This window comes from Mangrovimonas yunxiaonensis (assembly GCF_000733475.1).
Taxonomy (GTDB): Bacteria; Bacteroidota; Bacteroidia; order Flavobacteriales; family Flavobacteriaceae; genus Mangrovimonas; species Mangrovimonas yunxiaonensis.
Genome location: NZ_JPFK01000003.1, coordinates 252,772 through 270,673, shown reverse-complemented (window position 1 = coordinate 270,673; position 17,902 = coordinate 252,772). Strand labels below are relative to the sequence as shown.

The following is a 17,902-nucleotide window of genomic DNA, read 5'->3' as shown; positions in this document are numbered from 1 at the left end:
TGAGGTGTTTTATTGGAAATAGGGAGTCCTATATATTATCGTGTAAGTCTAAAAAAGGGGTTAAAAATAAACGCTTATAAAGGGCATCCAAGGATCGGCGTAAACGCTTTTATCGCCATCATACAAAACGTCATATCTAATTCCTATAGCAGTAGAGATCCTGCTGGTCGATATGCGGTATCCGGCACCTAGAAATAAGGCGGGGTACCAATAGGTTTCGGTTTGTGTGTTCCAACTGCTGTCCCAATTTCTGTTAACATGCAGTTCTTCAAATTCGGTGGACAATTGTAGTTCATTAATAGGGTAGAAAATTCCTATAATACGCCCTCCCAATATGGTAGATTTGTAGTAGTTTTTCCTATTGTTGTAATTGGCTCTTAACCCAAGGCCTAAAGCAACATGGTTGTTAAATTTATAAATGGCACTTGGCGCAATGGTGCCGCTAAAAAAACCATCGCCAAAACTTAGGCCAAGGCTTCCGCCATATCTTACGTTATTCCAAAAGGGTGTTTTGTTTTCTTGGGCGGTGGTGGCAAGGCTAAAAAAAAGCAGAATTACCCCATAGAAGACGGCTGAATTTCGCTTTGGTTTTACTGTAAAAATGGCCATAACCTAAAACCTTAAAGTAGAGATGTTATAAATATAATAAAAGATAAGGGAATTTTGCCAAAAGTTGTACTTTTGTATAAATTTTTCAAATCGCTAGAAGCATTTTAAAGCATAATGGATAGATATTCCTTTTTAAACGCGGCACATACGGCATATTTTGCAGACTTATATGACCAATATTTAAGAAATCCAGATTCAGTCGAGCCTAGTTGGAGAGCCTTTTTTCAAGGGTGCGATTTTGGAAGTGAATATGGTGAGAATGTCAGCACTGAAATAGATACCGACTTGGTATGTAAGCCTATTTCAGAAGAACTGAAAAAAGAATTCCAAATAGTAAAGCTTATTGATGGCTATCGTACAAGAGGGCATTTGTTTACCAAAACAAACCCTGTACGCGAGCGCAGAAAATATGCCCCCACATTAGCGTTGGAGAATTTTGGCCTATCGGCAACCGATCTCGATACCGTGTTCAATGCCGGAGAAATATTGGGGATAGGCGCACAACCGCTAAAAGAAATTATTAGGCACCTAGAAAGCATTTATTGCGACTCGATAGGGGTTGAGTATATGTATATAAGAAATCCAGAAGAAATTCAGTGGATACAGAAAAAGCTTAACATTAACGATAACCAGCCAGTTTTTTCAAGCGACCAAAAAAAGCACATCCTAAAAAAACTTAACGAAGCCGTTTCGTTTGAGAACTTCTTGCACACCAAATACGTGGGGCAAAAACGCTTCTCTTTAGAAGGTGGCGAATCTTTAATTCCAGCCCTTGATGCTGTTATTGAAAAAGCAGCCGAGTATGACGTGAAGGAATTTGTTATGGGTATGGCCCACCGAGGGCGCCTAAGCACTCTAACAAACATTTTTGGAAAATCGGCAAGAGATATATTTAGCGAGTTTGACGGTAAAGATTATGAGCAGGAAGTTTTTGATGGCGACGTAAAATACCATTTAGGATGGACCTGCGATCGTGAAACCGAAACAGGCAAGAAAATAAACCTAAACATAGCACCTAACCCATCGCACTTAGAAACGGTTGGTGCTGTGGTAGAAGGTATTGCCCGAGCAAAGCAAGATGATAAATATCCAGAAAACCCATCCCAAGTTCTTCCAATAGTAGTTCATGGCGATGCCGCAATTTCTGGACAAGGTTTGGTTTATGAAGTGGTTCAAATGGCCCAACTAGAAGGCTATAAAACCAGCGGAACCATTCATATTGTGGTAAACAACCAAGTTGGGTTTACCACCAATTACTTGGACGGACGTTCTAGTACATATTGTACAGACATAGCCAAAGTAACCCTGTCGCCAGTAATGCACGTTAATGCAGACGATGCCGAAGCGGTTGTGCATGCGATGTTGTTTGCCCTAGAGTTTAGAATGCAGTTTAAACGCGATGTGTTTATCGATCTTTTAGGTTATAGAAAGTACGGACATAACGAAGGCGATGAACCTAAATTTACCCAGCCTTTACTGTACAAAGCCATATCGAAGCACAAAAACCCAAGAGATATTTATGCTGCTAAATTAATAGCGCAAGGCGTTATAGACGAAGCACATGTTCAAGAGCTGGAAGCTGCTTACAAAGCTAAACTAGAAGAAAACCTAGAAGACTCTCGTAAGCAGGAAAAAACAGTTATAACACCATTCATGCAAAATGAGTGGGAAGATTATATTACCGTTGAAGAAGATAAAATGTTGAAATCGGTAAATACCACATATCCTGTAGCGGATTTGGAACATATTGCCAATGTTATTTCTACATTGCCAGAAGACAAGAAGTTTATTAGAAAAATCCAACGTTTGGTGCAGTCTAGAAAAACCATGTTCGACGAGAACAAGCTAGATTGGGCTATGGCAGAGCATTTAGCCTATGGTAGTTTGTTGGCGCAAGGCCACGATGTGCGTGTTTCTGGGCAGGATGTAGAGCGTGGTACGTTTTCGCACCGCCACGCCGTAGTAAAGGTAGAGGACAGCGAAGAAGAAGTGGTATTGCTTAACAACATAAACGATAAACAAGGCAAATTCTTTATATACAATTCCTTACTTTCAGAATATGGGGTGGTTGGTTTTGACTATGGTTATGCCATGGCAAGCCCAAAAACACTAACCATTTGGGAAGCTCAATTTGGAGACTTTAGTAATGGTGCCCAAATTATGTTGGACCAATACATTTCTGCAGCAGAAGATAAATGGAAACTACAAAACGGTCTAGTAATGCTATTGCCACACGGTTACGAAGGGCAAGGAGCAGAACACTCATCGGGACGTATGGAGCGCTATTTGCAATTGTGTGCTAAGGACAACATGTATGTGGCCGATTGTACAACACCGGCTAACATGTTCCATTTATTACGCAGACAGGTGAGAGCTAAGTTTAGAAAGCCATTAATCGTATTTACGCCAAAAAGCTTATTGCGTCATCCAAAATGTGTCTCAACCGTCGAGGAGTTTGCTAACGGCAGTTTCCAAATGGTAATAGACGACACCTTGGTCGAACCCAAAAAGGTAAAAACCTTGGTTTTCTTAACCGGTAAATTCTATTACGATTTATTGGAAGAACGCGAAACGTTAGAACGAGACGATGTGGCTTTAATTAGAATAGAGCAATTGTTCCCGCTTCCAGAAAAGCAAATCAGGAAAATATTAAAAGCATACGCACATGTAGACGATGTGGTGTGGGCACAGGAAGAACCTAGAAACATGGGAGCTTACGCTCATATGTTAATGCATATGGATGAGGTTAAAACCTTTAGGGTTGCCTCGAGACGCCCTTATGGAGCGCCAGCAGCAGGAAGTGTCATACGCTCTAAAAAGCGCCACCAAGAGGTTATCGACTATGTGTTCGATAAAACAAAAAATAATCAACGATAAAATATCCAAACATAAAATTATATCACAATGATTTTAGAAATGAAAGTGCCTTCACCAGGTGAATCCATTACCGAAGTAGAAATAGCGGAATGGTTAGTGCAAGATGGTGACTATGTAGAAAAAGACCAAGCTATTGCCGAAGTTGATAGTGACAAAGCAACACTAGAACTTCCAGCAGAAGCAAGCGGAACCATAACGCTAAAAGCTGAAGAAGGCGATGCCGTAGCGGTAGGTGAAGTGGTATGTTTAATCGATACAAGTGCAGCAAAGCCTGATGGTGCCGCTGCGCCAGCAAAAGAAGAAAAAGTAGCTGAGGCTCCTAAAGCTGAAGAGAAAAAGCCCGAGCCAGTTGCAGAAAATAAAACATACGCAACGGGAACAGCTAGCCCAGCGGCCAAAAAGATTTTGGCTGAAAAAGGCATGCAAGCTTCAGAAGTAAAAGGCACAGGAAAAGATGGACGTGTAACCAAAGACGACGCCGTTAATGCAAAACCATCTATGGGCACACCAACAGGTGGTAATAGAGGCGAATCGCGTTCAAAACTGTCTATGCTTCGTAGAAAAGTAGCAGAGCGTTTGGTGTCTGCCAAAAACGAAACGGCCATGTTAACGACCTTTAACGAGGCCAACATGACGCCTATTTTCGAACTTCGTAAGCAGTACAAAGAAGCGTTTAAGGACAAGCATGGTGTTGGTCTTGGGTTTATGAGTTTCTTTACTTTAGCTGTTGTAAGAGCATTACAAGAGTTCCCGGCAGTAAACTCCATGATCGACGGAAAAGAAATGATTTCTTACGATTTTTGTGATATCAGTATCGCCGTATCTGGCCCAAAAGGTTTAATGGTACCTGTAATTAGAAATGCCGAAAACTTAACCTTTAGAGGCGTAGAGGCCGAAGTTAAACGTTTGGCAATTCGTGCTCGTGACGGACAAATTACCGTAGACGAAATGACAGGCGGAACATTTACCATCTCTAATGGTGGTGTGTTTGGAAGCATGTTGTCTACACCAATTATTAACCCACCGCAAAGTGGTATTTTAGGAATGCACAACATTATAGAGCGCCCTATAGCGGTTGATGGTAAAGTAGAAATACACCCCATGATGTACCTAGCCTTGTCTTACGATCATAGAATTATTGACGGTAAGGAATCTGTAGGATTTTTGGTAGCTGTAAAAGAAGCTCTGGAAAATCCGGTAGAATTATTGATGGGCAATGACGTTAAAAAAGCCTTGGAGCTTTAAGTTGATTATAACACATTTAAAAAGGCGTTATCTAAATATTTAGATAACGCCTTTTCTTTTTTTAATAAACTAACTAACTAAAAATTAAAAAAATTAACGATAATATTTAATGAAATTATAAGTACAGCAAAAACCAAAATGGCAATAATTAGGTATTTGCTTAATGGTTTCATGTTATTGTCCATAAGATGTAGGTTGTCTAATTCATTTGGCATGGTGCAAGTGTTTTTTTAAAAACCCTGCTCCTTTTTTGCGGGAGCAGAGCTTTCTTATATAGCCCTTAATTGGTTTGAAATTAAAGGTAATGATTAATAGCTTAACAAATATCCTAATAAAACGAAAGCGAAACAATACGTAGAAACACGTATATTTAGGGGGAAGACTACAAAAAAAGTCCTGTTCTTTGTTGTTTTTGATAAAGAACAGGACTCTTACTCCCTTTAAGTAAATAGTTTAATAGCTGTTACAAATGTCGTGAAAATAAGCATGCCAAACAATACGTAGAAACACGTATTTTTACTTTAAAAAGGGTTCAATTTCCTTGGCAAATAAGGTTAAGCTAGTGTGTTTCGAAGTTAAGTCAAGTTTTTTTAAAATGTTGCTTTTGTGTTTTTCTACGGTGCGGTAGGAGATAAATAGCAAATCGCCAATTTCCTTGGCTGTTTTATTCTTTGCCGTAAGGTTTAAGATTTCTTTTTCGGTTGGAGTAAGCAGTTCGAGTTCTTTAGGAACACGCTCCTTTTCTAAATATAAAAGCAGTTCTGGACTAAAATAAGGCGTGCCCTCTGAAACAGAGGTAATGCAATTTTCAATTTCTGTTAGGGCAAACTCTTTAAGCACATAACCGTACACATTTAAACTCTTGGCCTGATGGTAAATGGCTTCGTCCTTTTCAACTGTAATAAGGACAACCTTCGTTGTGAAATCTAATGTTTTGCACTTTTCGGCAATTTGAAGTCCTGTTAAATAGGGCATCTGTATGTCTAGAATGGCAATGTCTGGCTTTAGTTCTTCGATAAGTTGAAAGGCTTTTTTACCATGAACGGCACTGGCAACAACATTGTGTTGGCGTTCTTTTAAAAAATCTTCAAGGCCTTTAAGGATAAGTGGGTGGTCGTCAGCTATTATTATAGAAGGTGTTTGCATTGTTAGTTAGTAGGAGTTGGCTTTTTAAAAATAAGGGTTTTTTAACAAAAACAAGCCAAAAACTAAAGCTTTAAATAAAGATATTTCTTGTCGTAGTCTATAATAGCCTTGGCCTTTTTTAAAATATCGGCGCCTATAATACCGTCAACAGGTTTTGCATTGTGGTTTACCAAGGCCGTATTTACATGGGATAAGCTAAATAGGATTAAAGCTACTTTGTCTTTTTTCCATTTGCCTATTTTAACTTTGTTTTTTGGTGCTATTTGGGTTGTCATATCTATAGCTCCGGCACCCGCAGCTTTTACTTCAGAGTCTTTAGCCTTAAGCTTAAATCTGTTTATGCTCTCAAAATCCAAACAAGAGCTGGAAGCGCCAGTATCCAAGATAAAAGATCCTTTAACTCCGTTTATAGAGGCTCTAATTTCAAAATGATTGGTTTTTGTGAGGTGTAATTTTTTTCTAACATAGCCTCTTTCAAGTAAAAATTCTTTTAATTGTATATGTTCCTGCAATTTCATGTATCCTAACGTTGTTTGTAATTGTAAAAATACAACGCTTGAAGAAGATTAAAGTTGAAATATGCCAATAAATTAAAGGAAGCTGTTGTTTTGGTGCATTGCCTGTTCTTTTTTGTAAGATTATTCTACGGTGTAAATAGTCTGTAAAAAAACAGGTATTGCTGCGGACTTTTATATTTTTGTCTTATGATAATTACCGATACACACACACATTTATACAGTGAAGCGTTTAATGAGGATAGGGCAGACATGATGCAGCGTGCGTTAGATTTGGGAGTTAAAAGGTTTTTTGTTCCCGCTATCGACTCGACCTATACTGCCGCCATGTTGGCGTTGGAAAGCGACTTTCCAGAGCATGTGCATTTAATGGCTGGGCTGCACCCAACCTCGGTAAAGGAAAATTACAAAGAAGAACTGGCTCATGTAACGGCGCAGTTGGCGGCGCGTAAATTTTGTGCTGTAGGCGAGATAGGGATAGATTTGTATTGGGATACTTCAACTTTAAACATTCAAAAGGACGCTTTTAAATATCAGATTAAGCTGGCCAAACAATACCATTTGCCCATAGTAATTCATTGCCGCGATGCTTTTGATGAAATTTTTGAAGTCTTGGAAACCGAAAAAGACGACCAGCTTTTTGGGATTTTCCATTGTTTTACTGGCACCCTAGAACAAGCCAAACGCGCCCTGTCGTTTAACATGAAATTGGGTATTGGCGGTGTTGTAACCTTTAAAAATGGGAAAATCGACCAGTTTATCAACCAAATCGATTTAAAGCACATTGTTCTAGAGACAGATTCGCCTTACTTGGCCCCAAAACCATACCGAGGCAAGCGCAACGAGAGCGCCTATGTGGTAAAGATTCTGGAGAGATTGGCCGAACTGTACGACTGCCCTGTAGAGACCATTGCTGAAATTACCACGCAAAATTCTAAAGATATTTTTAAAATTTAGCTTATGGATAACCAACCAAACATATTGCTAATTTACACGGGTGGAACCATAGGTATGGTTAAAAACCCCAACACAGGTGCCTTAAAAGCCTTTAATTTTGATAATTTGCTGAAACGCATCCCCGAATTGAAGCTGATAAGTTGCAACATTTCCACTATTTCGTTTGATGATCCTATAGATTCATCTAACATGAATCCGGATTATTGGGTGCAAATGGCCGAAATAATAGAAACAAACTATCATATTTACGACGGTTTTGTTGTGCTTCACGGTAGCGATACCATGAGTTATACCGCATCGGCCTTGAGCTTTATGTTAGAAAACCTAGCAAAGCCCGTTATTTTAACTGGGTCGCAACTACCCATTGGCGATTTGCGAACAGATGCTAAGGAAAATCTAATTACATCCATACAAATGGCTTCTTTACAAAAAAACGGCCGGCCTGTAATTAAGGAAGTGGGGCTGTATTTTGAATACAAATTGTATAGAGGCAATAGAACAACCAAAATAAACGCCGAGCATTTTGAAGCGTTCGAGTCGTTAAATTACCCGCACTTAGCAGAGTCTGGGGTGCATTTAAACGTAAACTACGAAGATTTGTTTAGGCCTAATGCCCGAAAAAAACTGGTGGTCCATAAACAGTTTAATACCAATATCGCGCTAATAAAGTTGTTTCCGGGCATCTCGAAAGCTGTTTTGGAGTGCCTAATGCACAATGCTACGGTAAAAGGAATAATTCTAGAGACCTATGGTGCAGGAAATGCCACGACAGAAGCCTGGTTTATCGACCTTATAAAGGCCGCAATAGCTAGAGGGGCACAGATTATAAATGTTACCCAATGTTCTGGAGGGAGTGTAAGTATGGGGAGCTACGAGACCAGTTCGCTATTAAAGCAGTTGGGCGTCATTTCGGGAAAAGACATAACTACCGAGGCCGCAGTAACAAAATTAATGTACATGTTAGGAGAGAAAATATCCTCAAAAACCTTCAAAACGATCTTCGAAACATCATTAAGAGGGGAAATGACATAAAATTAACCGTCAAAATTTTCACCTTTCAAAAGTTTTTTTGTTATTTGCCTATTGGTATTGTAAAACGATACAACAAATACAGAGAGGTGGCCGAGTGGTCGAAGGCGCACGCCTGGAAAGTGTGTATACGCCAAAAGCGTATCGAGGGTTCGAATCCCTTCCTCTCTGCTGTTATTTTGTTTTATAATCACATTTTTTTTATATCTTTAAACACTTTTAACTAATAAAATTAAGAACAAGAACAATGAAAAGATTATTTTCTATCCTTGCCATTTTATGTTTTATGGTAATGGGAACAGCTAATGCAACTACTTACGCAACTACTGCTAATGCCGTTGCAGCAACAATTCAAGACGATGCCGCCGAAGATACTGCAGCTGTCGAAGAATCAGCAGGATTTCACCAAGAACTTAAAAAGCGCTTTATAGAAGGTGGTCCAGTATTTATGGGGATTGTATTATTATGTTTAATTCTTGGTTTAGCCATCGCTATTGAGAGAATTATCTTTTTAAACCTTTCAACTACAAATACTAAAAAATTAACAAAAGAGGTTGAAGACGCTTTACAGTCTGGTGGTGTAGAAGCTGCTAAAGAAGTTTGTCGTAACACAAAAGGTCCTGTAGCATCAATCTTTTACCAAGGATTGGACAGAACAGACGAGGGTATCGAGGCTGCAGAAAAAGCCGTTGTTGCCTATGGTGGCGTTCAAATGGGACAATTAGAGAAAAACGTGTCTTGGATTTCATTATTTATCGCCTTGGCGCCAATGTTAGGATTCATGGGTACGGTAATTGGTATGATTCAAGCCTTCGATAAAATTCAAGCTGCCGGAGATATGCAACCATCGCTTGTAGCAGGGGGTATTAAAGTAGCCCTTTTAACAACGGTATTTGGTCTTATCGTTGCAATTATACTTCAAATTTTCTACAACTACATTATTGCTAAAATCGACAGTATCGTTAACGATATGGAAGATGCTTCGATTACTTTAATGGACTTGTTAATTAGAAATAAGAAGTAATAATTTTAATTAAAAACACGTTATGAATTTACATAAACTATTTAAAATATTAGCTGCCGTATTGGGCGTTGCTGGTATTGTTTTCCTAGTTCGCATTATTGCAACTGGAGACGATACCATTAAAGCAGATGCCTTAATGGGAGATACAGCTATTATCGATCCTATTGCCTATGTTGCTTACATTATTATGGCCTTGGTAATTGGTTTTGTGTTAATTTTTGTATTAAAAAACCTATTCACAAATCCAAAGTCGCTTAAAAATGCACTTATAGGCGTAGGCGCTTTCGTTTTATTAGCGCTTGTGTGCTATTTTGCCTTTGCCGAAGGTGTAGAAACCCCATTGCGCGACGGAGAAGTACTTTCTGAGGGCGGCTCGAAACTTGTTGGAGCAGGACTTTATATGTTCTACTTCTTAGTATTTATAGCAGGTGGTGCCATGTTGTACTCAGGAGTTAAAAAAATGATTAACAGATAAGATAACAATTAATTATGGCAAAAAGATCAGCACCAGAAGTTAATGCAGGCTCAATGGCTGACATTGCTTTCTTATTATTAATTTTCTTCTTGGTAACCACAACTATTGAGACAGATTCTGGATTGAGCAGAAAACTACCTCCAATAGAGGAAAACCAAGAACAAGACGTTATCATTAAACAGAAAAACATTTTCCAGCTTAACGTAAACAGAAACAACGAATTGTTTGTGAAAACAGGTGGAGAAGAAAAGCTTTTAAATATTAAGGATTTAAGAGCCGAAGCAGTTAAATTTCTAGATAATGGTGGCGGTACTGGTGAAGATGCTTGTAAGCGATGCAAAGGGAAGAAAAACCCAAAATCATCCGATAATTTCCAAAAAGCAGTTGTGTCATTACAAAGTGATAGAGCAACTAAGTACGATACTTATATTGCCGTTCAGAACGAAATTATTGCAGCATACAACCAATTAAGAAACAGAGAATTTGAAAGAGATTTTCCTAATTTACAAATGAGTTTTGTTGAGGCCGAGAGAAAGTACAACGACCCTCGAACAGATTCGAAACTTAAGGAAGATTTGAAAGAGAAACTAGAGAAAATAAAACTCTTAATCCCTCAAAAATTCTCAGAGGCAGAGCCTAAGTCTAATTAGATAACATACCAAGATATGTCTAAATTTAAAAAGAAAAAGTCGGGAGATTTACCTGCGATTTCTACAGCATCCTTACCAGATATTGTATTCATGCTATTGTTCTTCTTTATGGTGGCAACAGTAATGAGACAAAACACCCTGAAGGTGCAAAACAGTTTACCTGCCGCAGACCAAGTTGAAAAATTAGATAAAAAAGACCTGGTAATGTACATTTATGTAGGTAAACCAAGCAGCAATTACCAAAGTAAATTTGGTACAGAGGCAAGAATACAATTAAACGATAAGTTTGCCGATGTTGACGATATCGCTGCCTTTATACAAGCAGAACGGGCATCTAAAAGAGAAGAGTTGGTGCCTTTTTTAACCACCTCTTTAAAAGTAGATAGCGATGCCAGTATGGGTATTGTAACCGACATAAAACAAGAGCTAAGAAAAGTTAATGCTCTAAAAATAAACTACACAACCAGAAAAGGCGACGCTTTAGCTGGACTAAAAAACTAGTTTATTTATAAGTCACTTAATTTTATAATAAAGGCGTTTTGAGTAATCTTAACGCCTTTATTAGTATATTACAGTATTTGCATAACCCATGATGAAGTTTATTTGCCTAGCCTTTTTTTGTTTGTTTGCCATAACCAAGGGAGCCTCCCAAGAGCAGCCCTTGCAAGATTCAATTGCAACTTTAGATAAGCGTTATAAAGAAGACCAGTTTTATTTTGCAGTGACCTATAACCTTATGGCTCAAAAGCCCAATAATGTTTCACAAACGGGCTTCTCCAGTGGGTTTCATTTAGGAGGTATTAAGGACATGCCCATAAACAAACGCCGAAATGTGGCCTTAGGCCTAGGGTTAGGGCTTGCCAGAAATGCCTTTAACCACAACTTGCTTATTGCCAAAACAGAAAGCGGGAAGTACGAGTATCTTAATTTAAGCGAATCTGACATCACACACTCCAAAAACAGACTCATCAATTATTTGGTAGAACTGCCGCTGGAATTTAGATGGCGCACATCAACAGCCGAATCGTACAAGTTTTGGCGCATTTATACAGGGGTAAAATTAGGCTATTCTTTTTATAATGTGGCCAAGTATGAAGGGAGCTTAGGAAGCATAAAAACCCGAAACCTAGAGCAGCTAAATAAGTTTCAATACGGTCTAACCCTTAGCTTTGGTTATAACACCTGGAATTTTCATATTTATTATGCCCTAAACCCCATGTTTAACGACCAAGCTTACGTAAACGATGAGCAAATAGCCATTAACGAAGTACGAGCAGGGCTAATTTTCTACATCTTATAACCAATATTTTAAAAGAAGCAATTGCGGCATAAAACCAACAAGTGCCCCAATAATAAGTTCGTTGTAGTTATGGGCCTTTAGGTGCAGTCTTGAAGTTGCTACAGCACCAAAAACAATAGCCAACAAGGCCAAAGTGCCATTTATGTTTATGCTAAAATGAAGGCTTAAGGCAAGAAAAAACATGCCTATACCAGAAAGCCCCACCATGTGAAGGCTGGCCTTAAAATTAAACAGGGCTAAAAGTAAGCAAGTAATGGTTGAGACGAGTATGCCCACAAAAAAATAATACAGCTCGACAATCTCAGAGAACGGCAGCACCCGATTAATAATTAGTAACACAACAACACCATTTAAAAGTAGCGGGGTAATGCGTTCTTTAGACGTTTTTAAATAGACGGTTTCTACCCTTCGCAAGGTTTTAAGCAGGAAGTAGAACAGTATGGGTAAAAACACGGTTAAAATACTAATTGAAACCAGCTTGGCATAGATAATTTCGTTTGGGATAAACCTTCTGGTCTTCGAAAAATAAAAAAGCACTCCCAATAGAGGCATGATTACCGGATGGAAAATAAACGATATGCTCTTTAAAATATGGTGTGTCATATTTTTTTACGCAACCTGGCTACAGGAATGTCTAATTGCTCGCGGTATTTAGCCACTGTTCGTCTAGCTATGGGGTAGCCTTTTTCCTTTAGTATTTTGGCAAGCGCATCATCGGTATGCGGTTTCTTTTTGTTCTCTTTATCGATGACTGTCTCTAAAATTTTCTTAATCTCTCTGGTAGAAACATCCTCGCCTTGGTCATTTTTCATGGCCTCCGAAAAGAACTCTTTTATTAGCTTGGTACCATAAGGGGTATCGACATACTTGCTGTTGGCCACACGCGACACTGTAGAAACGTCCATGTCTATTTCATCGGCAATGTCTTTTAAGATCATGGGTTTTAAATTGCGCTCGTCTCCAGTTAAAAAGTAGTCTTTTTGGTAGTGCATAATGGCACTCATGGTAACAAAAAGGGTTTGTTGGCGTTGCTTAATGGCTTCGATAAACCATTTTGCGGCATCTAGTTTTTGTTTAATAAACATGACCGCATCTTTCTGCGATTTCGATTTGTCCTTCGATTCCTTGTAGCCTTTAAGCATATTGTTGTACTCGCCAGAGACATGAAGCTCGGGTGCATTCCGGCCGTTTAGGGTAAGCTCTAATTCGCCATCAGTAATTTTTATGGCAAAATCGGGGACAATGTGCTCTATTAAACGGTTGTTACCCGCGTAAGATCCTCCTGGCTTGGGGTTTAGGCGTTCAATTTCGTGTATGGCTCCTTTAAGTTCTTCTTCTGTAATATCGAACTTCTGAAGCAGCTTTTTATAATGCTTTTTTGTGAATTGCTCAAAAGCTCCGTCAATAATGGCTAGTGCTAGCGCAATAGATTTTGTTTTTTCCTTTCGGTGAAGCTGGATGCTTAAACACTCTTGTAAATCTCTAGCACCGGTGCCGGCAGGATCTAGCTGATGTACTTTTTTTAGGACTTTTTCTACGGTAGCCTCGTCGGTATAGATGTTTTGGGTAAAGGCTAAGTCGTCTACAATATCGCTTAAAGCTCTGCGTATGTAGCCACCTTCATCAATACTGCCTACCAAGAATTCGGCAATTTCCCGTTCTTCATCGGTCAGCCTAAAGGTGTTTAACTGGTTTATTAAATGTTGCGTAAACGATATGCCAGCCGCATACGGGACATTTTTATCTTCGTCGTCGCTACTGTAATTATTAGACTGCGTTCTGTAGTCGGGTATTTCGTCGTCGCTTAAATAGTCGTCTACGTTAATGTCTTCGGCATTAATTTCTTCGCTATCGGAATAATCGTCCTCTTGGTTTTCAAACACATCATCAAACTCATCTTGGGCTTGTTCTTTGCCGCTTTCCAGAGCAGGATTTTCTTCCAATTCTTGTTTTAAACGTTGCTCAAAAGCTTGCGTAGGCAATTGGATCAGTTTCATTAACTGAATTTGTTGCGGCGACAATTTTTGCGATAACTTAAACTGTAAGTGTTGTTTGAGCATACTTAAAATAAGATTTCAATAAATTTAAAAAAAAACAATCTATATTTTGCTATACAAACATAGATTGTTTTCGGGTGATTTTATGTTATGGTTTTTTTAAAATTCGGCATTTTGTGGCGTTCTTGGGAACGGAATAACGTCGCGAATGTTAGTCATGCCTGTAGCGAACATAACCAAACGCTCAAATCCTAAGCCAAATCCAGAGTGTACTGCTGTACCGTATTTGCGGAGGTCTAAGTACCACCAAAGTTCTTTTTCGTCTATTCCTAGAGCACTCATTTTTTCTTTAAGCACGTCTAGGCGTTCTTCACGTTGTGCGCCACCAACAATTTCGCCAATACCCGGGAACAGGATATCCATGGCACGAACGGTCTTGCCATCGTCGTTTAAGCGCATGTAAAAGGCCTTGATGTCTGCCGGATAATCAAATAAAATTACGGGGCACTTAAAGTGCTTTTCAACTAAATAGCGCTCGTGTTCGCTTTGTAGGTCGGCGCCCCATTCGTTAATAAGGTAGTTGAATTTCTTTTTCTTATTAGGTTTCGAATGGCGTAAAATATCGATGGCTTCGGTATAGCTTACGCGTTTAAAGTTATTGTCGACTACAAATTTTAGTTTCTCGATTAATGGCATTGGGCTACGATCGGCTTGAGGCTTGGTTTTTTCTTCCTCTTGCAAGCGTTTTTCCAAGAACTCCAAGTCTTCCATGTTGTGTTCTAAAACGTAGCTTAAAACGGCTTTCATAAAGTCTTCTGCCAAATCCATATTGCCGGCCAAATCCATAAAGGCTACCTCGGGCTCGATCATCCAGAACTCGGCCAAGTGTCGCGAGGTGTTCGAGTTTTCGGCTCTAAACGTAGGGCCAAAAGTGTACACCTTGCCCAGCGACATGGCGTAGGTCTCGGCTTCTAACTGGCCCGATACCGTAAGGTTGGTCTCTTTACCAAAGAAGTCTTCTTTGTAGTTTACCTGCCCATCATCGGTTAAAGGTGGATTTTTGGCATCGAGGTTGGTTACTCGAAACATTTCACCGGCACCCTCGGCATCGCTACCTGTAATTATAGGGGCGTGCATGTAGTAAAACCCTTGGTCGTTAAAATACTTGTGTATGGCAAACGATAGGGCAGAGCGTAGGCGCATAACAGCGCTAAAGGTGTTTGTTCTGGTGCGTAAATGGGCGTTTTCTCTTAAGAATTCGAAAGAGTGTTTTTTAGGTTGAATGGGATAGGTTTCGGGATCTGAATCGCCTAAAATATCGATTTCAGAAACGGTAATTTCTACGTTTTGACCTTTGCCTTGGCTTTCTACAAGTTCGCCTTTAATATGTACGGCAGCTCCTGTAGTTATGCGCTTTAGGGTGTTTTCGTCTGTGTTTTCAAAATCAACGACACATTGAATGTTTTTTAAGGTCGACCCATCATTTAAGGCAATAAAGCGGTTAGCTCTAAAGGTTCTTACCCAGCCTTTAATTTCTATGGGCTGAAGGGTGAGCTCTTCTGATAGTAATTTTGCAACGGTATAAGATGTCATTATAATTGAAATTTTAATTCAAAGATACGTCTTTAAATGGTTTAATGCGATGGCGTGTTGTTAAGGCCGTCGTCGTTTTCGTCTTCATCTTCATCTTCAGGAATAATATTGATAGCCGGTTTTTTTAAGACTTCCTTGTTGGCAATATTGCGTTCTAAAGATAATAGCAGCGAGGGTAATAAAAGTAGGTTGGATAGCATGGCAAACAGTAGGGTAGCCGATACTAAGGCGCCTAAGGCTACCGTGCCGCCAAAGTCGGAAACAGTAAACACCGAGAAGCCAAAGAACAACACAATAGAGGTGTAGAACATGCTTACGCCGGTTTCTCGTAATGCGCCGTAAACCGATTTTCGTATTTTCCAGTGGTTGGCCTGTAATTCCTGTCTGTACTTGGCCAAGAAATGGATGGTGTCATCAACAGAAATACCAAAGGCAATACTAAATACAAGAATGGTTGAAGGTTTAATAGGCACACCTACTACGCCCATTAATCCGGCGGTAATTACCAAAGGGAGTAAGTTGGGTACTAAAGAGATAATAATCATCCGGAACGACCTAAACATATAGGCCATAAATAGGGCTATGAGCAAAATGGCCAAGGATAGCGATATGGCTAGGTTTTTTACCAAATATTTGGTGCCTTTTTGAAACACCAGAGCTTTACCGGTAATGGTAACCTCGTAACGGTCTTCGGGGAAAACCTTTTGTATTTTGTTTTGAAGGGTTTCCTCTATGCGCTCCATTTTATCGGTGCCAATGTCTTTCATAAACGTTGTAATACGAGCATATTGGCCTGTACTGTCTACAAAGTTTTTTAGCAGGTCGACATTAGACGAGGAGTTTTTAACGTAGCTTAAAATAAAATTGCGCTCCTGCGATGTGGGCAATTGGTAGTATTTTGGGTTATCGTTGTAAAAGGCTTGCTTGGAGTATTTTACCAAGCTTACAACCGATACAGGTCTAGAGAGCTCGGGGATTTCGGCAATAACCTCTTCCAGCTCATTCATGCGCTTTAGGGTGCTGAGTTTCATAACCCCTTTTTTGCGTTTGGTATCGACCAAAATCTCTACGGGCATAATGCCGTTAAATTCTTCTTCAAAAAAACGGATGTCCTTAAAAAACTGGGCCTCCTTAGACATGTCTTCTATCAAGCTTCCGGAGATTCGTATTTGGTAAATGCCTATAATGCTACCTATAAGCAGTATTAAAGAGGTAATGTAAATTGTAATGCGCTTGTGTTTTACCATGCGTTCCATCCAATCTACAAATCCGCCAATCCAGCGTTTGTTTAAATGCTCTAGGTGGCGGTCCTTAGGGAAGGGTAAAAAGGTGTAAATAATAGGGATAATAAGCAGGCATAGCATAAAAATCCCTAAAATGCTTAGCGAGGCCACAATACCAAACTCGTTTAGTAGTTGGCTTTCGGTAAGGATAAAGGTAGCAAAACCAGAAGCTGTGGTTACATTGGTCATTAAAGTGGCATTGCCTACTTTGGTTATTACCCGTTGTAGCGACCTAACTTTGTTGCCGTGTAACTTAACTTCGTGTTGGTATTTGTTAATTAAGAAAATACAATTGGGAATCCCGATAACGATAATTAATGGCGGGATTAAAGCTGTAAGTACGGTAATTTCGTAGTTTAGTAACCCAATAATACCAAAGGTCCACATTACTCCAACACATACCACCAACATAGAAATAATGGTGGCTCTAAACGACCTAAAGAAGAAAAAGAAAATTAAGGAGGTCACCCCAAGGGCAAGCCCGATAAACTTTCCTATTTCATCAACAATATTTTGCGCATTTAGGGTTCGTATATACGGCATTCCAGAAACTCTAACGTCTAGGCCTGTTTTGGCTTCGAAAGCGTCTATTTCAGGCTGTAAATGATCGAATACAAAGTCTTTCCTAGCTGGGGTGTTAACAATGTCCTTTTTCATGTAAATCGCCGTTCTTACCGTTTGGGTTTGGCTGTTAAAAAGGAAATTATCGTAAAAAGGGTATTGCGAAAACAGCTGGTGTTTTAGGGTGTCTATTTCGGTTAAAGAGGTAATCTCGCCAGCAATAAAAGGGGTTAGCCCAAATTTTTGCTGCGCGGTGTCTTTGGTGAGTTTTTGTAGGTCTTTTATGGATATTACAGATGTAACTTCGGTAAAGGTTTTAAGCTTGTCGGAAAGGGCATTCCAAGCGTTAAGGTTTTCAACAGTAAATAGGGTTGTGTCTTTAACGCCCAAAACAATGAGGTTGCCTTCTTCGCCAAATTTATCCAGAAAGTTACCGTAAACAAGGTTTACTGGATGGTCGTCTGGAAGCAGGTTGGCTTCGGTATAGGTAAAGCGCATGTTTTTCCACTGATAACTAAAAAAAACCGTAGCTGCTACAACAAACAGTAGTATGGCAACTTTGTTTCTTAAAATTATCCTTGCAACAGCGTCCCAAAACCCCCTTGTAAGTAATTTAAACATAGTTATTGAAAAACAGCCGC

The 17,902-nt window shown here is 39.4% G+C and carries 16 protein-coding genes and 1 tRNA gene; 10 read left to right on the top strand and 7 right to left on the bottom strand.

Features of this window, described 5'->3' with window-relative positions; translation table 11 throughout:
- Positions 1-60 precede the first annotated feature (60 nt).
- Positions 61-609: a hypothetical protein gene (locus tag IA57_RS03365; protein ID WP_036119182.1), complete on the bottom strand. Its 549-nt coding sequence runs from the start codon at positions 607-609 to the stop codon at positions 61-63.
- Positions 610-723: 114 nt separating this feature from the next.
- On the opposite strand from IA57_RS03365, the gene IA57_RS03360 reads away from it, so the two are divergent.
- Both IA57_RS03360 and odhB read left to right on the top strand, forming a co-directional pair.
- Entirely contained in the window at positions 724-3,486 is a 2,763-nt protein-coding gene (locus tag IA57_RS03360; RefSeq protein ID WP_036119180.1) for a 2-oxoglutarate dehydrogenase E1 component, read from the top strand.
- Between the two features lie 27 nt (positions 3,487-3,513).
- Positions 3,514-4,731: a 2-oxoglutarate dehydrogenase complex dihydrolipoyllysine-residue succinyltransferase gene (gene odhB, locus IA57_RS03355; protein WP_036119177.1), complete on the top strand. Its 1,218-nt coding sequence runs from the start codon at positions 3,514-3,516 to the stop codon at positions 4,729-4,731.
- Between the two features lie 516 nt (positions 4,732-5,247).
- Here the strand turns inward: odhB and IA57_RS03350 are convergent.
- Positions 5,248-5,877, bottom strand: coding sequence for a response regulator transcription factor (locus IA57_RS03350; protein WP_036119174.1), 630 nt, complete (start codon positions 5,875-5,877; stop codon positions 5,248-5,250).
- Between the two features lie 62 nt (positions 5,878-5,939).
- Complete coding sequence (locus tag IA57_RS03345) at positions 5,940-6,395, bottom strand: retropepsin-like aspartic protease family protein (RefSeq protein ID WP_036119171.1); 456 nt, start codon at positions 6,393-6,395, stop codon at positions 5,940-5,942.
- A 186-nt stretch (positions 6,396-6,581) separates the two neighbouring features.
- Here IA57_RS03345 and IA57_RS03340 point away from each other — a divergent pair, with 186 nt between their 5' ends.
- The 8 genes from IA57_RS03340 to IA57_RS03305 all read left to right on the top strand — a co-directional run bounded on the left by IA57_RS03340 (position 6,582) and on the right by IA57_RS03305 (position 11,827).
- Positions 6,582-7,349, top strand: coding sequence for a TatD family hydrolase (locus tag IA57_RS03340; protein WP_036119168.1), 768 nt, complete (start codon positions 6,582-6,584; stop codon positions 7,347-7,349).
- Between the two features lie 3 nt (positions 7,350-7,352).
- The gene (locus IA57_RS03335; RefSeq protein WP_036119165.1) at positions 7,353-8,381 is read left to right on the top strand and encodes an asparaginase; all 1,029 of its coding nucleotides are present in this window, start codon (positions 7,353-7,355) and stop codon (positions 8,379-8,381) included.
- Between the two features lie 80 nt (positions 8,382-8,461).
- Positions 8,462-8,549: transfer RNA gene (locus IA57_RS03330), tRNA-Ser, on the top strand.
- Between the two features lie 76 nt (positions 8,550-8,625).
- A complete protein-coding gene (locus IA57_RS03325) occupies positions 8,626-9,402 on the top strand; it encodes a MotA/TolQ/ExbB proton channel family protein (RefSeq protein WP_036119162.1) in 777 nt (258 codons plus the stop codon).
- A gap of 22 nt (positions 9,403-9,424) precedes the next feature.
- Positions 9,425-9,877 carry a hypothetical protein gene (locus IA57_RS03320; RefSeq protein WP_036119159.1) on the top strand — a complete coding sequence of 151 codons (453 nt, stop codon included), beginning with the start codon at positions 9,425-9,427 and terminating at the stop codon, positions 9,875-9,877.
- Between the two features lie 14 nt (positions 9,878-9,891).
- A complete protein-coding gene (locus IA57_RS03315; RefSeq protein ID WP_036119158.1) occupies positions 9,892-10,527 on the top strand; it encodes an ExbD/TolR family protein in 636 nt (211 codons plus the stop codon).
- Positions 10,528-10,542: 15 nt separating this feature from the next.
- The gene (locus IA57_RS03310; RefSeq protein WP_036119155.1) at positions 10,543-11,028 is read left to right on the top strand and encodes an ExbD/TolR family protein; all 486 of its coding nucleotides are present in this window, start codon (positions 10,543-10,545) and stop codon (positions 11,026-11,028) included.
- 88 nt (positions 11,029-11,116) lie between these two features.
- Positions 11,117-11,827 carry a porin family protein gene (locus IA57_RS03305; protein WP_229730295.1) on the top strand — a complete coding sequence of 237 codons (711 nt, stop codon included), beginning with the start codon at positions 11,117-11,119 and terminating at the stop codon, positions 11,825-11,827.
- On the opposite strand, the gene IA57_RS03300 is transcribed toward IA57_RS03305, so the two are convergent.
- The 4 genes from IA57_RS03300 to IA57_RS03285 all read right to left on the bottom strand — a co-directional run bounded on the left by IA57_RS03300 (position 11,822) and on the right by IA57_RS03285 (position 17,882).
- On the bottom strand, positions 11,822-12,430 hold the full coding sequence (locus tag IA57_RS03300) for a hypothetical protein (protein ID WP_036119148.1): 609 nt from the start codon (positions 12,428-12,430) through the stop codon (positions 11,822-11,824). The genes IA57_RS03305 and IA57_RS03300 overlap by 6 nt on opposite strands.
- Positions 12,427-13,887, bottom strand: coding sequence for an RNA polymerase factor sigma-54 (rpoN, locus tag IA57_RS03295; RefSeq protein ID WP_036119146.1), 1,461 nt, complete (start codon positions 13,885-13,887; stop codon positions 12,427-12,429). The genes IA57_RS03300 and rpoN overlap by 4 nt, the downstream gene beginning before the upstream one ends.
- Positions 13,888-13,983: 96 nt before the next feature.
- The gene (gene asnS, locus IA57_RS03290) at positions 13,984-15,417 is read right to left on the bottom strand and encodes an asparagine--tRNA ligase (protein ID WP_036119143.1); all 1,434 of its coding nucleotides are present in this window, start codon (positions 15,415-15,417) and stop codon (positions 13,984-13,986) included.
- Between the two features lie 41 nt (positions 15,418-15,458).
- Positions 15,459-17,882 carry an efflux RND transporter permease subunit gene (locus IA57_RS03285; RefSeq protein WP_036119140.1) on the bottom strand — a complete coding sequence of 808 codons (2,424 nt, stop codon included), beginning with the start codon at positions 17,880-17,882 and terminating at the stop codon, positions 15,459-15,461.
- Positions 17,883-17,902: the final 20 nt, after the last annotated feature.

What these genes read in the sequence shown, in the direction of transcription:
- IA57_RS03365 (WP_036119182.1), bottom strand. Translation starts at nt 609, where the DNA reads ATGGCCATTTTTACAGTAAAACCAAAGCGAAATTCAGCCGTCTTCTAT.
- IA57_RS03360 (WP_036119180.1), top strand. Translation starts at nt 724, where the DNA reads ATGGATAGATATTCCTTTTTAAACGCGGCACATACGGCATATTTTGCA.
- odhB (WP_036119177.1), top strand. Translation starts at nt 3,514, where the DNA reads ATGATTTTAGAAATGAAAGTGCCTTCACCAGGTGAATCCATTACCGAA.
- IA57_RS03350 (WP_036119174.1), bottom strand. Translation starts at nt 5,877, where the DNA reads ATGCAAACACCTTCTATAATAATAGCTGACGACCACCCACTTATCCTT.
- IA57_RS03345 (WP_036119171.1), bottom strand. Translation starts at nt 6,395, where the DNA reads ATGAAATTGCAGGAACATATACAATTAAAAGAATTTTTACTTGAAAGA.
- IA57_RS03340 (WP_036119168.1), top strand. Translation starts at nt 6,582, where the DNA reads ATGATAATTACCGATACACACACACATTTATACAGTGAAGCGTTTAAT.
- IA57_RS03335 (WP_036119165.1), top strand. Translation starts at nt 7,353, where the DNA reads ATGGATAACCAACCAAACATATTGCTAATTTACACGGGTGGAACCATA.
- IA57_RS03325 (WP_036119162.1), top strand. Translation starts at nt 8,626, where the DNA reads ATGAAAAGATTATTTTCTATCCTTGCCATTTTATGTTTTATGGTAATG.
- IA57_RS03320 (WP_036119159.1), top strand. Translation starts at nt 9,425, where the DNA reads ATGAATTTACATAAACTATTTAAAATATTAGCTGCCGTATTGGGCGTT.
- IA57_RS03315 (WP_036119158.1), top strand. Translation starts at nt 9,892, where the DNA reads ATGGCAAAAAGATCAGCACCAGAAGTTAATGCAGGCTCAATGGCTGAC.
- IA57_RS03310 (WP_036119155.1), top strand. Translation starts at nt 10,543, where the DNA reads ATGTCTAAATTTAAAAAGAAAAAGTCGGGAGATTTACCTGCGATTTCT.
- IA57_RS03305 (WP_229730295.1), top strand. Translation starts at nt 11,117, where the DNA reads ATGATGAAGTTTATTTGCCTAGCCTTTTTTTGTTTGTTTGCCATAACC.
- IA57_RS03300 (WP_036119148.1), bottom strand. Translation starts at nt 12,430, where the DNA reads ATGACACACCATATTTTAAAGAGCATATCGTTTATTTTCCATCCGGTA.
- rpoN (WP_036119146.1), bottom strand. Translation starts at nt 13,887, where the DNA reads ATGCTCAAACAACACTTACAGTTTAAGTTATCGCAAAAATTGTCGCCG.
- asnS (WP_036119143.1), bottom strand. Translation starts at nt 15,417, where the DNA reads ATGACATCTTATACCGTTGCAAAATTACTATCAGAAGAGCTCACCCTT.
- IA57_RS03285 (WP_036119140.1), bottom strand. Translation starts at nt 17,882, where the DNA reads ATGTTTAAATTACTTACAAGGGGGTTTTGGGACGCTGTTGCAAGGATA.